The sequence below is a fragment of the Nonomuraea sp. NPDC049378 genome, from assembly GCF_055586745.1.
The window spans coordinates 21,570-36,327 of sequence record NZ_JBVJHP010000025.1 but is presented as its reverse complement, the minus strand read 5'-3'; the positions used below and the strand labels follow the sequence as shown (position 1 = coordinate 36,327).

Annotated in this window: 17 protein-coding genes and 1 riboswitch; of the genes, 11 read left to right on the top strand and 6 right to left on the bottom strand. The window is 69.5% G+C overall.

Annotated features, from left to right (window positions below):
* Positions 1-5: 5 nt before the first annotated feature.
* Positions 6-668 carry a GOLPH3/VPS74 family protein gene (locus tag ACZ6SA_RS40610; protein ID WP_347645933.1) on the bottom strand — a complete coding sequence of 221 codons (663 nt, stop codon included), beginning with the start codon at positions 666-668 and terminating at the stop codon, positions 6-8.
* Positions 669-691: 23 nt separating this feature from the next.
* Here ACZ6SA_RS40610 and ACZ6SA_RS40605 point away from each other — a divergent pair, with 23 nt between their 5' ends.
* Together ACZ6SA_RS40605 and ACZ6SA_RS40600 are read left to right on the top strand one after the other, a co-directional pair.
* Positions 692-1,297: a TenA family protein gene (locus ACZ6SA_RS40605; protein ID WP_347645934.1), complete on the top strand. Its 606-nt coding sequence runs from the start codon at positions 692-694 to the stop codon at positions 1,295-1,297.
* 46 nt (positions 1,298-1,343) lie between these two features.
* Positions 1,344-2,222: an Fpg/Nei family DNA glycosylase gene (locus ACZ6SA_RS40600; RefSeq protein ID WP_347645935.1), complete on the top strand. Its 879-nt coding sequence runs from the start codon at positions 1,344-1,346 to the stop codon at positions 2,220-2,222.
* Positions 2,223-2,279: 57 nt separating this feature from the next.
* Here the strand turns inward: ACZ6SA_RS40600 and ACZ6SA_RS40595 are convergent, their stop codons facing one another.
* A complete protein-coding gene (locus ACZ6SA_RS40595; protein ID WP_465834278.1) occupies positions 2,280-3,797 on the bottom strand; it encodes an MFS transporter in 1,518 nt (505 codons plus the stop codon).
* Positions 3,798-3,872: 75 nt separating this feature from the next.
* Between ACZ6SA_RS40595 and ACZ6SA_RS40590 the strand changes: the two genes are divergently transcribed.
* From ACZ6SA_RS40590 to ACZ6SA_RS40570, 5 genes are all read left to right on the top strand, one after another.
* On the top strand, positions 3,873-4,307 hold the full coding sequence (locus ACZ6SA_RS40590; RefSeq protein ID WP_347645937.1) for a winged helix-turn-helix transcriptional regulator: 435 nt from the start codon (positions 3,873-3,875) through the stop codon (positions 4,305-4,307).
* A 198-nt stretch (positions 4,308-4,505) separates the two neighbouring features.
* Positions 4,506-4,829, top strand: a complete 324-nt coding sequence (locus ACZ6SA_RS40585; protein WP_347645938.1) for a rhodanese-like domain-containing protein — start codon at positions 4,506-4,508, stop codon at positions 4,827-4,829.
* 719 nt (positions 4,830-5,548) lie between these two features.
* Entirely contained in the window at positions 5,549-5,992 is a 444-nt protein-coding gene (locus ACZ6SA_RS40580) for a peptidase inhibitor family I36 protein (RefSeq protein ID WP_465834275.1), read from the top strand.
* Positions 5,993-6,064: 72 nt separating this feature from the next.
* On the top strand, positions 6,065-6,907 hold the full coding sequence (locus tag ACZ6SA_RS40575) for a hypothetical protein (RefSeq protein WP_465834273.1): 843 nt from the start codon (positions 6,065-6,067) through the stop codon (positions 6,905-6,907).
* A 330-nt stretch (positions 6,908-7,237) separates the two neighbouring features.
* Positions 7,238-7,350: riboswitch (TPP riboswitch) on the top strand.
* Positions 7,341-8,675: a purine-cytosine permease family protein gene (locus tag ACZ6SA_RS40570; protein ID WP_465834271.1), complete on the top strand. Its 1,335-nt coding sequence runs from the start codon at positions 7,341-7,343 to the stop codon at positions 8,673-8,675. (Overlaps the previous riboswitch by 10 nt.)
* On the opposite strand, the gene ACZ6SA_RS40565 is transcribed toward ACZ6SA_RS40570, so the two are convergent.
* Positions 8,638-9,213: a methylated-DNA--[protein]-cysteine S-methyltransferase gene (locus tag ACZ6SA_RS40565; RefSeq protein WP_347645942.1), complete on the bottom strand. Its 576-nt coding sequence runs from the start codon at positions 9,211-9,213 to the stop codon at positions 8,638-8,640. The two genes, ACZ6SA_RS40570 and ACZ6SA_RS40565, sit on opposite strands and share 38 nt — an antisense overlap.
* A 96-nt stretch (positions 9,214-9,309) precedes the next feature.
* Here ACZ6SA_RS40565 and ACZ6SA_RS40560 point away from each other — a divergent pair, with 96 nt between their 5' ends.
* Both ACZ6SA_RS40560 and ACZ6SA_RS40555 read left to right on the top strand, forming a co-directional pair.
* On the top strand, positions 9,310-11,190 hold the full coding sequence (locus tag ACZ6SA_RS40560; protein ID WP_465834269.1) for a sensor histidine kinase: 1,881 nt from the start codon (positions 9,310-9,312) through the stop codon (positions 11,188-11,190).
* Between the two features lie 113 nt (positions 11,191-11,303).
* Positions 11,304-11,747, top strand: a complete 444-nt coding sequence (locus tag ACZ6SA_RS40555) for an ATP-binding protein (protein WP_443154406.1) — start codon at positions 11,304-11,306, stop codon at positions 11,745-11,747.
* Here the strand turns inward: ACZ6SA_RS40555 and ACZ6SA_RS40550 are convergent.
* The 3 genes from ACZ6SA_RS40550 to ACZ6SA_RS40540 all read right to left on the bottom strand — a co-directional run bounded on the left by ACZ6SA_RS40550 (position 11,731) and on the right by ACZ6SA_RS40540 (position 12,832).
* Positions 11,731-12,372 (bottom strand): YidC/Oxa1 family membrane protein insertase, encoded by a 642-nt coding sequence (locus ACZ6SA_RS40550; protein ID WP_465834266.1) that lies wholly within the window; start codon positions 12,370-12,372, stop codon positions 11,731-11,733. The genes ACZ6SA_RS40555 and ACZ6SA_RS40550 overlap by 17 nt on opposite strands.
* Positions 12,373-12,453: 81 nt before the next feature.
* Positions 12,454-12,654, bottom strand: a complete 201-nt coding sequence (locus tag ACZ6SA_RS40545) for a DUF6412 domain-containing protein (protein ID WP_132505839.1) — start codon at positions 12,652-12,654, stop codon at positions 12,454-12,456.
* A gap of 4 nt (positions 12,655-12,658) precedes the next feature.
* Entirely contained in the window at positions 12,659-12,832 is a 174-nt protein-coding gene (locus tag ACZ6SA_RS40540) for a hypothetical protein (protein ID WP_161714338.1), read from the bottom strand.
* Positions 12,833-12,926: 94 nt separating this feature from the next.
* Between ACZ6SA_RS40540 and ACZ6SA_RS40535 the strand changes: the two genes are divergently transcribed.
* Complete coding sequence (locus tag ACZ6SA_RS40535; RefSeq protein WP_347645946.1) at positions 12,927-13,625, top strand: response regulator transcription factor; 699 nt, start codon at positions 12,927-12,929, stop codon at positions 13,623-13,625.
* Entirely contained in the window at positions 13,625-14,758 is a 1,134-nt protein-coding gene (locus ACZ6SA_RS40530) for a sensor histidine kinase (RefSeq protein WP_347645947.1), read from the top strand. The genes ACZ6SA_RS40535 and ACZ6SA_RS40530 overlap by 1 nt, the downstream gene beginning before the upstream one ends.

Sequence of the window (14,758 nt, the reverse complement as noted above, 5' to 3'; positions counted from 1 at the left end):
CGCCGTCAGCCGCCGCTGGCGCTGCCGGCAGCGCCAGCGGCGGTCGCGGCGCTGATGGCGGCCATCGTGGCCGCGTTGATGGCGGCGATGGTCTTGGCGACGGCGTCGGCCGTCCACGCGCCCTCGGAGATCTCCTTGATCCGCTGCTTGTCCGCGTCGGGGAAGACCTTGCGGTCCAGCCTGGCCGCGTGCGCGATCGCGATCAGCACCGCCGTGCGGGGGTCGGGGGTGGCGCCCGCGAGCACGGCCGACACCCGCTCGCGCACGTCGGCCTCGACACCGGGGTGCGCCTCCGGCCAGCGGGTGACGGGGAAGATGCCGAGGGCCCTGCCGCGCTCCTCGGCCAGCACGCCCGATTCCGCCAGCTTGGTCAGCAGGCGCGTGCGCAGCTTGCCCGTCTTCAGCCGCTGCACCCACCAGGCGGGTTTCCTGGCCTTGCCCTCGGTGGCGATGCGGGTCAGCGTGGCGTCCAGCTCCGCGTCGCCGAGCGGGCTCGGGTCCGTGACCGCCACCTTCTTGTCGGACAACTCGAGCCGCCCGGCCACGGCGAGCTCGGCGAGGAGCGCGCCGGCGAGCGCGGAGTCGAGTCGCGTGGAGTCGATGAGCGGGGTGCCCTTGTCGTCCCGGTAGGACAGCAGGAGGAACTCTTCGGCGATCGTCACAGTCATCTTCCGACACTAACCTCCCAGCCATGAGCATTTCGGAGAAGTTGCACGCCATCGGCCGTCCCTTGCTGCAGGCGCAGCTCGACCATCCCACGGTGATCGGGATCGGCCGCGGCGACCTGGCGGAACCGGTGTTCAGGTCGTGGCTGGAGCAGGACTACCTGTTCCTGCTGGACTATGTGCGGGTGTTCGCGCGGCTGGCCTGGCAGGCGCCCGACCCGCATCTGGGCGACCTGGTGGACCTGGCGCACGCGACGTACCACGACGAGCTGAACCTGCACAGGTCGCTGTCGGCGGAGTTCGGGGCCGACCTGGAGGGCGCGGTGAAAGGGCCGGCGTGTGCGGCGTACACGGGGTTCCTGCTGGAGTCGGCGGCGTCGTACGGGGAGGGGTTGGCGGCGCTTTACCCGTGTATGTGGGGATATTCGACCCTCGGGCAGATATTGGCGGAGAATCCGCCTACTGAGCCGAGATATCGGGCCTGGGTGGACACGTACGCCGATCCCGGGTTCGCCGCGCTCGCCGTACGCATCGCCCAGATGATCGACGAGGCCGACCCGGACCCGGCGCGGGCGGAGGCGAAGTTCAGGGAGGGCATGGCGCACGAGCTGGCCTTCTGGAGCGTGCCGTAGCATCCACAGGCTGTGGACGGCGTGGCGCGGACCGTACCCTGGTGACATGCCGGAACTTCCCGAAGTGGAGTCACTCACCCACTTCCTGCGCGAGCGGGCGGTGGGCCGCACGATCGTGGGGGTCGACGTGGTCGGCTTCCAGGCACTCAAGACCTTCGACCCGCCCGCCACGGCGCTCGGCGGGCTGAGCATCACCGGCGTGGCGAGGCACGGCAAGTTCCTCGACCTCGACTGCGACGGCCTGCACCTGGTCATCCACCTGGCCAGGGCGGGATGGCTGCGCTGGCGCGACGACCTGTCGGGCGCCAAGCCCGTCCGCCCCGGCAAGGGGCCGCTCGCGTTGCGGGTCCGGCTCGCGCCCGACGACGAGGGGGCTGCGCCCGGCTTCGAGCTGACGGAGGCGGGCACACAGAAGCGGCTCGCCGTCTATGTCACGCGCGATCCGGGCGAGGTCCCCGGCATCGCCGCACTCGGCCCCGACCCCCTCGACCCGTCCTTCACGGTCGCCGCGCTCAAGCGCATCGTGGGCGGCAACCGCACGCAGATCAAGGGGCTGCTGCGCGACCAGAAGATCATCGCGGGCATCGGCAACGCCTATTCCGACGAAGTGCTGCACGCGGCCAGGATGTCCCCGTTCAAGATCGCGGCGACACTCACGGACGCCCAGATCGCCGACCTGCACGAGGCCATCGTCACCACGCTCGGCGAAGCGGTCGAGCGGGCGCACGGGCTGGCCGCGAAGGACCTCAAGGCGGAGAAGAAGTCGGGGCTGCGGGTGCACAACCGCGCGGGGCAGCCGTGCGACGTCTGCGGCGACACGATCCGCGAGGTGTCGTTCGCGGACTCGGCGCTGCAGTATTGCCCCACCTGCCAGACCGGCGGCAAGCCCCTCGCCGACCGGAGGTTGTCCCGTCTGTTGAAATAATCCATCTTTTACGGCACAGCCGGCGTCACCGCACGCGCCGACGCCGGCCGCCGTCTGTCATGGCCGGTCGTGAAGGCTCACGGGTTGCTCGCCGTGACGAGCGCCTCCTTGACCGTGTTCCGTGGTTCCCGCGCCTGCTTGGCCGTGTCCTGTGGGTTCTTCCGGCAGCCCGGCTGCCAGGACGTCGGTTGTCCTGTGGGGCCGCCTGGCGAGCAGGGCCGTTGCCGCGACGGCGCTGGCCAGGAGCGCGGCCGCCAGCGGGACCGCCAGGGCCGTGCGGAAGGCGGTCATCCCGGCCTCCTGCGTGGTCGCGCCGCCGAGTGCGGCCACGTTGACCGCCGTGACCATCGACACGCCCAGCGCGGCGCCGAACTGGAACGACGAGTTGATCAGCCCTCCGGCCAGCCCTTGCTCGCGGGCCGCGATCCCGTCCGTGGCGGTGATCATGAGCGGGCCGTAGGCGAAGGCGAACATCAGGGCGATCAGCACCATCGACGGCACCATCGCGGCGTAGGTCCAGTCCAGCCCGGCGCCCAGGAAGAGCACGTAGGCCAGCAGGCCCGACAGCAGGCCGCCGAGGACGACCTTGGCGCTGCCGTACCGGTTGACCAGCCACGGGGTGAGCGTCGGCGCGATCACGACGTCGGTGGCGGCCGCCAGCAGGGCGAGCCCGGTCTGCATGGGTGACCAGCCGCGCAACTCCTGCAGGTAGAGCGTGACCAGGAACTGGAAGCCGAAGAAGGAGGCCGTGAGCAGGACGGCCATCACGTTGGCGCGGACCAGCGCCGCCGACCTGAAGATGCCGAGGCGGACCAGGGGGTGCGGTGAGCGGCGTTCGACGGTCACGAACGCCGCCAGCAGTCCCAGGGCCGCGGCGAAGATCGCGAGCGTCAGCGGCAGGCCCTCGGACGGGTGCTCAAGGCGTACCACTCCATAGACCAGCAACATCATCGTGCCCGTCACGCTCGCCGCGCCCGCCAGGTCGAAACCGCCGGCCGGGCGCTCCTCCGCCGGCGCTCTCTCGATCAGCAGGCTCGCGGCGATCAGGACCACCAGCGACATCAGCACCGGGGCGAAGAAGACCCAGCGCCAGCCGAACGTGGTGAGCACCCCGCCGAACACCAGGCCGAGTGCGAAGCCGGCGGCGCCGGTGCTGCCGTAGATGATCAGGGCGCGGTTGCGGTCGCGACCCTCGGGGAAGCTCGTGGTGATCAGCGACAGCCCCGCGGGCGTCATGAAGCCGGAGGCCACTCCGGTGACGAACCTCGCCAACAACAACACCCAGCCGTCGTTCGCCACTCCGCCGAGCCCGGAGAAGGCCATGAACACCCCCAGCCAGAGCAGGAACATGCGCCGCCGGCCCAGCAGGTCGGCGGCCCGGCCGCCGAGCAGCACGAAACCGCCGTAGCCCAGGACGTAGGCGCTCACCACCCCGCTGAGCATGCTCGTGGGCACGCCGAGATCGGCCCGGATGGCGGGGAGGGCGACGTTCAGCATGGCGACGTCGATGCCTTCGAGAAAGATGGCCCCGCAAAGAACGATCAGTACGCCCCACGTACGAGCAGGGACAGGCATGACAACCCCCGGTTACGGAGAATTATGTTGGTTCCTTGTGGTAACCGTCCACATCATCGGCCACCATGAGACTTCATGGAAGAAGGCACTTCTGCGTCACTCGGTTACTCCGCAGGCACCATGGACGACGACTACGACGCGCGCCAGTGGGACACCCGTGAGGACTGCGAGGTGCGCCAGATCCTCGATCGCATCGCCGACAAGTGGTCGCTCCTCGTCATCGCCCTGCTCGACTGCGAGAGCCTGCGTTTCACCCAGCTCCGCCGTGAGATCGACGGCGTCAGCCAGCGCATGCTGAGCGTCACGCTGCGCCAGCTCGAACGCGACGGCCTGGTCAGCCGCACGGTCCACCCCGTCGTCCCGCCCAGGGTCGACTACGCGCTGACGCCGCTCGGCCGTACGCTGCACGAGACCATCAAGTCCCTGGTCACCTGGACCGAGGCCCACCAGGAGGAGATCGCCCGCGCCCGCGCCGCGTACGACGCCCGCGTTCAGGGCCCCACCTCGTAAGACGGGCGCGGTCGTATGCCGTCGCCTTCCCCGTCGCTCCTGCGTCGCTCCTCCTCCAGGCGACGGCACTCCCTCCCGTGTTCATGGCCTCACTTCGTGAGGCGGGCTCGGTCGCCTGGTGCCGTCGCCTTCCCCCGTCGCTCCTGCGTCGCTCCTCCTCCAGGCGACGGCACTCCCTCGCCGGGAGATGATGGGGTCATGACCGTTCCTGAGATCGAGCCGGGCGGCATCCCGGCAGACGCCTACCTTCTCGACGTCCGCGAGCAGGACGAATGGCGGGCGGGCCATGCCCGTGAGGCGGTGCACATTCCGATGACCCAGATCCAGGGCCGGGTCGAGGAGGTGCCGAGCGACCGGACGGTCTACGTCGTCTGCCGGGTGGGCGGCCGGTCGCTGCAGGTGGCGGCCTGGCTCAACCAGCTCGGGCGCGACGCGGTCAACGTCGGGGGCGGCATGCAGTCGTGGGAGGCGGCCGGCCGTCCGCTGGTCAGCGAGACCGGGGAGCAACCCTTCGTGGCCTGAGCCGGACGCCCCGCCGCCGCGCACCATAGGCGCTCGGGAGCAGACCAGAAGGGCTACCCATGGCACTCCATGTGCCGGAGCGTTCTCGGCTGATGGGCCGCATGTGCTGTGAGGCCGGGCGGTTGAGGCACCCCGGGCACACATGACAAACGCGACCCCTGGTGATCGTTGGGTTTCTACGCCAGCCGATCAGGAACAGGGGCCGCGTTCGCGTGCCATCATCCCGGTCAACGTGCTCACCCGCCACTTGGAGCACGTCACCCTCGCCGGCCCACCGACCGACCTGCCGGTTCTGGCCGAGGCGCTGGACACCATCCCCCGATCCGCGCAGCCGTCGAGGAGGCCGCTGCCGACTCGGCCCGCTGCCGGCGTGATCCCTACTCGCCGTGGACGTGAGGAACGCCGCACTCTCAAGGTCGTCACGGTCACGGGGGGACTGCGTTTCCGCACGCCGGGCAGGCGATGCCGGTCGAACGCCAGGTCAGGGACGGCACGACAGGAAAGTGGCGGACCGTGACCGTCTGTCCGCGACGCCACCCGCGGCCTCGCCGTTCCTTGCCTCACATGACCAAGAAAACGGACAAATATCCACTACGCCGGGGTCTGGCCCTGAAGTGGACTGTCTGCGCATAAGGCGTGGAATCTGGGCTATTTACGGCGCTGAAACGGGTCTGAAGACTGGGCTCGCCTCAAAAGAGATCTCAGGGAAAGGACTTGTGATGAGAGTGGAGCGTAAGGTCGCGCTGGCTGTCACGGCGGCCACGACGGTCGCCGTTCTTTTCGCCGGGGGAACACCCGCTGCCGCAGACTCCTTCGGCAAGTGTAGTGCTGGTTGGGTTTGCTTGTACGAGAACGAGGACTTCAACCAGGATAAGGGTGCGGACGGTGATCACTGGCGCAACTTCAAGAAAAGCAAGCCTGACCTCAGGAAGTACAATTGGCTGGACTATTACGGCGATGATAGTGGTGACGGGATGGACAACGAGACCAGCTCGATCAAAGTCAGAAAAGGGTGGTGCTGGGTTCAGCTTTATCAGGACGTCGGATACGGCGGAGCGATGAGCGTATTCGGGCGGGGGGTAGGTCAGCCTGAGGATGGCAAGTTGAAAAACGATGAGATCGGCGACAATCGGGCCAGCGCGTTGAAACTTGTTAACTGCTGAATCTCGCTGCGTATGGGGATCAAGCGAGCGTCGGCACGACGAACGAGTGCGCAAGGAAAGAATTCCTCTTTCTTGGCAGGGGCGGTCGTAACGCTGGTCGGCGTCGGCGTCGCCGCCTGTGCGGGCGCTGCCCAGAAGCCAGGCACACCGCCGTTCCGGGCGGCCTTCGCGCTGCCCTTCGACGCCTACCGGCTCAATGATGAAGACCTTGCCACGGTCACCGCCGCACGGACCAGGCTCAGACAGGAATGCATGGCCAAGAAGGGCTTCGTCTGGAGGAAACCGTCGGCTGCGGATGCCCACCCGCTCCTCAGCAAAAACGCCCGCCGCTACGGCCTTGCCGACTCAGAAGCCGCCCGGCGCTACGGTTACCACGTCCCTGACACGCCGCAAGAAGCACAGGCCCAGGCGGAGGAGGCAGCATGGGCCGGCCGTGCGAGCAAGGCCGAGCAGTCCGCCCTGCTCGGCCCGGGCGGGTGCGTGGACCAGGCGGATTCTGCCCTTTGGAAAGGCGTCCGCGACCGGGACTCCGCATGGCTTGTCGACCTGGAATACGCGGCGGTCGACCAATCCGCGGCAGACCCGGCGGTGGTCATAGCCACCCGGGCATGGAGCGATTGCATGCGCGACAACGGCTTCGACTACCAGACCCCACAAGCCGCGGTGGAGGACCGGCGGTGGAACCTCAACGTACCCAAGGTCTCACCGGCGGAACGGGCCGTGGCCGCCGCTGACGTACGCTGCAAGCAAAAGACCGATCTTGTCGCCGCTCGCGCCGCAGCGGAATGGCGAATTCAGACGAAGATGATCGAACAGCATGCCAGGCGGTTCGAGGCCCTGCGGAAGGCGAATCAGAGTTACCTCGGCAACGCACGACACACCCTTGACCGGCGAGCGGACAGCGAAGCACGGTGAAGGCGTCAATACTTCCGGCAGGAAGCCACGTAGCTCGGATCAGGTCGGGTCGCCCGAGGGGATCCCCCCTCGGGCGCCTTCGCCAGGGGCCTGCCGACCGTCGCGGTCATGACCCTGTGGGCGAGAACCTTGGGGCGGCCGGCTCTGTACGAGTTGCGGATGACGTCGTCGTTCTGTACAGCTACGCCCGCTGGGAGTGGTGCTGCCATGGCGGGCGCAGCCGCCACCACGGAGCCGGCCACCCGGGTCATGTCCCCCGGGCTGGCCGAACTCGGAGGGATGAGGCATCATGGGGCCCGCGGAACTTGGACATTCCGGCTCCGCACGTACAAATCAATCCGCGGGAGCTTGAGGCAATCAGGCTGAGAGGGCGACTACGGCTGTCGCCGACCGCATGAACCTGTCCGGGTAATGCCGGCGTAGGGAGTGTGCGATGTCGCACGTCGCCGACGAAGTTCCGCTGACTCTCGACGGTCAGCCCCCCAAGACCCTGGGCGTGCTCGATCAGGGCGCGCTCTGGGCCAACCTCGGTGTCAGCCTCCTCGGCTTCTCAGGGGCGCTGCTCCTGCTCAACCCGACGGGCGACGCGCCGCTGAGCCTGGCCGCCGCGCTGGTGGCGACGGTGGTCGGCAGCCTGATCGGAACGGCCATGGTGGGCCTGTCCGCCATCCCCGGCACCCGCACCGGCCAGCCCGCGATGGTGCTGCTGCGCGGCCTGTTCGGGGCCAGGATCTCCTACGCGCCCACGGTGCTGAACATCGTGCAGATGCTCGGATGGGGCGCTTTCGAGCTGTGGGTGATCGCCAAGGCCGCCACCGCTATCTTCGACGGGGTGGCGTACCCCGTGTGGGTGGTTCTGGCGGGCGTGCTGACCACCGCGCTCACGATCTGGCCGCTCGGCGCGATCCGCCTGCTGCGGCGGTACGTCACCGTCGGCGTGATCGTGTCGATGATCTGGTTCACCTGGTACTTCCTGTCCGAGGCGCCCGCCCCCGCCGGCGGGTCGTGGACCGGGTTCGCTCCGGCCGTCGACTACGTGATCGCGCTGTCGGTGTCCTGGGTGCCGCTGGCCGCCGACTTCGCCCGGCACTCCCGCTCCGGGCGCGCCGCGTTCACCGGGATCGTCGGCGGCTACACGGTGGCCCAGGTGGCCTGCCTCGGGCTCGGCGTCTACGCCGTGGCCATCGCCGGCGCCGCCGCCGTGAACGCCGACAACACGGCCGTGTTCAACCCGTTCGTGGCCGCGCCGCTCGGAGCGCTGTTCTTCGGCATCCTGGTGTTGCGCGAGACCGACCAGTCGTTCGCGAACGTCTACTCCACCACCATGTCGCTGCAGAACCTGATGCCGCGCGTCGACCGGCGGGTCATCTCGACCGCCATCGGCGTGTTCACGGTCGTGATCGCCCTGGTCGTCGACGTCACCTCGTACGGCGCGTTCCTGGGCGTGATCGGGGCGGTGTTCGTGCCGATGTTCGCGGTGCTGGCCGTCGACTATTTCGGGTTCGGCCGCTCCAACCGCTGGAACACCGACGAGGACGCCCCCTCGCGCTGGTCGATGCTGGTGCCGTGGGCGCTCGGCTTCGCCGCTTACTGGCTGACCACCTCGACGCCCACCATCGCGGCTTGGGACGGGTTCTGGGCGTCGGCCCGCGACGCCATCGGCTTCACCAGGCAACCGTGGATGAACGGCGCGCTCGGCGCGGCGGTGGTGGCGGCCCTCGTGACCGCGCTCATCGGCGTGTTGCGGAGGCGCGCTGTTCGACGTTGAGCAGGTGCTGCTTGGCGCTCGCGCCACCCGCGTAGTCTCCGAGCGCGCCGTCCTCGCGCACCACCCGGTGGCAGGGCACGATCACGCAGACGGGGTTGGAGGCCAGCGCGTTGCCGATCGCGCGCAGCGCGCGCGGCCTGCCGATGCTCTGGCCGATCTCCTCCAGCGTCGTGGTCGTGCCGTAGGGGACCGCCGTGGTCTTCTGCAGCACCGACCGGGCGAACGTGGTGGCCAGCGCCCAGTCGACCGGCGTGGCGAACGCGCGCAGCCGGCCGGAGAAATAGGCGTCCAGCTCTCTGCGCACCGGGTCGAGCCGCCGCGCGTCGTTGCCGATGAACGTGCCCACATGCCGGCTGACCAGCTCGAAGACGTCGTTTTCCGCCTCGAAGCTGCAGGCCGCGATGCCCTTGCCCGTCACGGCCAGCACCAGCCTGCCCACGGCGCCGTCGTAGGTGCCGAACGCGATGTCGGGCGGCGTCTCGCCGCGGTAGGTGCTGGAGGTCACCCGCAACAGGGCATCGAGATCACCGCTCGCCATTCGCCCTCACCCTCCACACCCGCCGAGATCGCCGTGACCGCAGCGTATCGGACGGATCGCCCGACGCACCTACCAAGCCACGTGCACTATGGAGGTGTGGGGGACGAATGGGCCGGTAGTGACGACGAGATCGCACGCGCGGTGCTCGCCGGTTCGCCCAACGCCGTGGTGGTGCTCGACCGTGACCAGAGCGTGCTGGTCTGGAACGAGGCCGCCGAGCGGTTGTTCGGGTGGCCGGCCGAGGACCTGCTCGGGCGGCGGGCGCCGATCGTGCCGGGCGAGCTGACCGCCGAGCTCAACGCCGTGCTGGAGCGCGTACGCACGGGCGAGTCCGTGTCGTTGCGCACCAAACGCCTGCGCAAGGACGGCGTCCCCCTCGACCTCCGGGTGGACATCAGCGCGCTGCGCCTGGGCAACGCCGTGGCCGGATACATCTGCGTGCACCATCCGGCGCGGGCCGACGAGCTGGCCAGGCACCGCATGGCGCGCAGGGAACGCCTCGTGCGCCGGCTGACGGACGTCGTCGGCGACATCAACTCCGAGCTGGAGCTGTCGGCCGTGCTCGACCGGATCTCGGCCAGCCTCACGGAGCTCACCGGCGCGGACGCGGGCGGGTTCGTGCTGATCGAGGGCGACCGGTTGCGGCTGGTCAGCACCTACCAGTTGCCCGAGGCGATCAGGGGCACCACCACCGACCTGCGTACGAGCCTGGTGGACAAGCTGTTACGCACCGGCAAGACCGTCATGCTGGAGACGAACGGGCTCGAAGAGCTGGTGTGGGCGCGGCTGGACGGCCTGCACACGATCACTCTGGGCCTGGCCGCCGTCGGAGGGCGCCCGTACGGAGCCCTCTACGCGCTCTTCGCCCGGCGTGTCCCCGGGCATCTCGAACTGGAACTGCTGGAGCTGCTCGCCGGGCATGCGGGCATCGCCGTGGGCAACGCGGTCGCCTACCAGGAGGCGGTGCGGCAGCGGGCCCACGAGCGGGCCGTCTTCGACGCCAGTGCCGACGGCATCGCCGTGCTCGACGGGACGGGCCGCGTGGTCCGCTGGAACCCGGCCGCCGCCGCGCTGACCGCGTTCTCGGCCGACGACGTCATCGGCGGGCCGCCGCCGTTCCCGCTGCCCGAGCCGGGGGAGAAGGTCACGTTCCAGCTGGAGACGGGCCGCTGGCTGGACGTGGTGAGCGCGCGGATCGAGGAGACCGGCGAGGTGGTCATCGACTTCCGCGACGTGACCGCGGCCAAGGAGCTCGAGGAGGCCAAGGACCTGTTCCTGGCCACGACCAGCCATGAGCTGCGCACTCCGATCACGATCGTGCGGGGGTTCGCCAGCACGCTGGACTCGCGCTGGGACAAGCTGAGCGACCCCGAGCGCCGTTCGGCCGTGCACACGATCGCCGAGCGGTCCAGGTCGCTCGGCCAGCTCATGGACCACCTGCTGCTGGGCTCCAGGGCGGGGGCGGACGAGCTCAAGGTCCGGATCGAGGAGTTCGACCTGGCCGAGCGGATCCGGGCCGCCACGCTCGGGCTCCCCGTGCTGTCGGACAGGCACCGGGTCGAGGTGAGGCTCCCCGACGAACTGCCGAACGTGCTGGGCGACGCGCTGGCCACGGACATCGTTCTGGGGCAGCTGCTGGAGAACGCCTTCAAGTACTCGCCCAAGGGCGGGTTGATCGCCGTGGAGGCCTGGCCCGAGGCCGGCAACGTCGTCGTGGTGGTCGACGATGAGGGCGTCGGAATCGCCCCGCCTGACCGGGAGCGGATCTTTGAGCGCTTCGTCCAGGTGGACAGCGGCGACCGGAGAAGGTTTGGTGGAGTAGGGCTCGGGCTCTACATCGTCCGCAGCCTCGCGAGGGCACAAGGGGGTGACGTGAGCGCCCATCCGAGACCGGGAGGTGGCACCCGCATGCGGCTGGTTCTGCCCTATCGGATCCGACACACCGATGCGGTAACGAGGCGGTCACAGTTGCGCTGATCTATCGTCCAATGTGTACAAGCTGTGATCGAGATGCGGTTTCTGGGGTCGGCTAACGGGGCATTTCGGTCGTACCGGGGAGTGTTCCCGTGGGGGGCACAGGGAACGGGGAGGTGGGTGTGTCAAGCGTGGTGCTGCTGCCGTACGCGCCGTCCAGCGTCGCCGTCGCCCGCCAGCGTCTGAGCACTGACCTGCAGGACGGCGGGGTTTTCTCCGCGGCGATCGACGACGCCGTGCTCGTGGTGAGCGAACTGCTGAGCAACGCGTTGCGGCACGCGCATCCGCTTCCTTCGGGCATGGTGCGGGTCGCCTGGCTGCGCAACGACGACCACATCGAGGTGGCGGTGAGCGACGGTGGAGCGGCGACGGAGCCACGCGCCGGCCGCCCGACCCTGTCCTCGCTCGGGGGCCGGGGGCTCGGCATCGTCGAATATGTGGCGGAAAGCTGGGGCGTCCGGCACGAGGGCGAGACGACGACGGTGTGGGCGATCCTGCCCGCGCCGCACGGCAACGGCTCGGTGAACGGGCAGGTGGCGACGCTCAGAGAGGCCGGCTAGCGAGCACGGCCCGCTCGCTCACGGCCCACGCCGTGGAGACGAGCAGATAGATCCCGGCCGCCAGCGGCAGCACGAGCGCGGCGAGCACGGAGCCGTACGGGAGCAGCGGCATGATCTTCTTCATCAGCTCCGGCTGCTCTTCGGTGATCTTGATCTGCCTCGCGGAGAACCACGCCACCGCTGCGACCAGTACGATGACCAAGAAGAAGACCAAAACCGGGGTGCTGACCAGACCGTAATTAGCGATCACGCCCGCCACCTGCTGCCCCAGCGGAGCCCCGAAGAGGTCATGCCCGGCCAGCGCGGTCGGATGCGTGGCCACCCGGTACATCAGCCACATGAACGGCAGCTGCGCCAGCATCGGCATGATTCCGGCGAACGGCGAGCTGCCCTCCTTGGCGTAGAGGGCGGAGACCTCCTTGGCCAGCCGCTCGGGATTGCGCTGGTGGCGCTTCTGCAGCGCGCGCAGCCTGGGCGCCAGCCTCTCCTTGATCTTGGCGGTGCGGGCCTGGCGCACGTTGAGCGGCAGCAGCAGAAGGCGTACGGCCAGCGTGAAGAGCACGATGCCGAGCGCGGCATGGCCCCCGGACACGGTGATGACGAACGTGACAAGAGAATCGATCATGAGCCCTGTTTCTGCGTGAGAGAGGAAGGGCTCACCCGGCCTGTGCCTGAGGAGCCCCGCTTGGCAGGAAGCGGGGCATGCCTAGGGCGCGCGCGGACGCGGGCGGCCGGCCGCGTCCGGGTCGCGCAGGCGCTGGAACGCCGTGCGCCGCGCGTAGGTCAGCGGGAAGCGTCGTGGCTCGCCGCCGAAGGCGGGCAGCAACGTGGCCGCCCATGTGACCAGCAGCAGGACCGCCACCAGGGTGATCCCCGCCAGCCACGGGTCGAACAGGAGCTGCGTCACCGGCTCAGTGCGACCGTGACGACTTGCCCATCACCGTGACCACGACGAAGACGAGCAGAGCGACCACGCCGATGATCAGGGCGACCTTGAGCAGCCCCAGCACCATCGGCAGGAGGAAGTTGAACAACACGAAGAGACCCAGCAGGGTCCCGAGAACGAGCATCACGACTCTACCCATGAGGCCACCGTACGTCCTCGTGGCATGATCCGCGACGCTTACGAAGTAATGACGTCCTTGCCACCTTCGCGAAGCCGGGCCGTACCGTGAAGTGGTGAACACCCGCATCCTGGTCGTGGACGACGATCCGACCGTCTCGGAGGTCGTTGCCCGCTATCTGGAGCGCGACGGGCACGAGGTCGAATGCGTGGGCGACGGCGTCGAGGCGCTGCGCAGGGCGCTGGCCCACCCGCCGGACCTGATGGTGCTCGACCTGATGTTGCCGAAGCTCGACGGGCTTCAGGTGTGCAGGAAGCTCAGGGAACGCTGGCCCGTACCCGTGATCATGCTGACCGCGCTCGGCGAGGAGATCGACCGGGTGGCCGGGCTCGAGACCGGGGCCGACGACTACGTGACCAAGCCGTTCAGCCCGCGCGAACTGGCGCTGCGCGTCCAGTCGGTGCTGCGCCGCGCCCGCGGCGCCTCCGTCACGGGCGGCACCGGCGTGCTCCGCGACGGGGGCCTGGTGGTGGACGTGGGCGCCCACGAGGTGCACCTGGAGGGTGGGGAGGTGCTGCTGACCGCGCGGGAGTTCGACCTGCTGGCCCACCTCATGCGCAACCCCCGCCAGGCTTTCAGCAGGTCCGCGCTGCTCAACCAGGTGTGGGGATGGTCGTTCGGCGACTCGTCCACCGTGACCGTGCACGTGCGGCGGCTGCGCGAGAAGATCGAGCCCGACCCCACCAGGCCGCGCAGGATCGTGACGGTGTGGGGGGTCGGCTACCGGTACGAACCTCTGGAAGACGGGCCCTGATGCCTCGGACGACCGCTCTGACGCAGCCGGCGGTGGCCGTCGGCGACCTGGCCATGGTCGTCGCCGTGACCGCCGGGCTCGGGCTGCTGATCGCGTTCGCGGGCGTGGCGGTGATGTGGCGGCTGCGCACCCGGTCGATCGGCGTGATGCTGGCCGTGGTCGTGGTCGTCGCCGTGGCGGCCACGCTGGCGGGCGTCGTGGCGATCATCATGAAGATGATCATCGCGGGGGCGGTCAAGGACTTCGTGCTGAGCGTGGTGACCGTGGGCGGGCTCGTGGGGCTCGGGGTCGCGTTCGTGCTGGCCAAGCGGGTTGTCGGGGAGAGCAGGCGGCTGGTGGCCGCCGTGCTCCATCCGCCCTTCGTGGCACCCGAGGGGCTGCCCGCCGAGCTCCAGACGATCGCCAACACCCTGGAGGAGGCGCACGCGCGCGAGCGGGCACTCGAAGGGGCGCGGCGGGAGCTGGTGGCCTGGGTGAGTCACGACCTTCGCACGCCGCTGGCCGGGATGCGGGCCATGGCCGAGGCGCTGGAGGACGGCGTGGTCTCCGACCCCGAGACGGTCGCGCGCTACCACGGGCAGATCAAGCAGGAGGTGGAGCGGCTCTCCGTGATGGTGGACGACCTGTTCGAGCTGTCACGCATCCATGCGGGCGCCCTGCGGCTGTCGCGGGCCAGGATCGGGCTGGCCGACCTCGTCGCCGACACCCTGGCAGGGGCCGAGCCGCTGGCCCGCGCGAAGGGCGTGGTGCTCACCGCCGAGGCGGCGGCGGTCGTGCCCGTGGAGGCCGATGCGGGGGCGCTGGGGCGGGCCCTGGGCAACCTGGTGGTCAACGCCATCCGGCACACGCCGTCTGACCAGACCGTGGTGCTGCGGGCCCGCGTGGACGACACGGGCATGGCATGCCTGTCGGTGACCGACTGCTGTGGGGGGATCCCCGAGGAGGATCTGCCCCGGTTGTTCGAGGTGGCCTTCCGAGGGGAGGCCGCACGCACCCCTACGGCCGACGGCGGGGCGGGGCTCGGGCTGGCCATCGCGCAGGGGATCGTGGAGGCGCACGACGGAAGGATCGAGGTGGTCAACGACGGGCCGGGGTGCCGGTTCGAGATCCGGCTTCCCCTGGTCGCCGGCTGA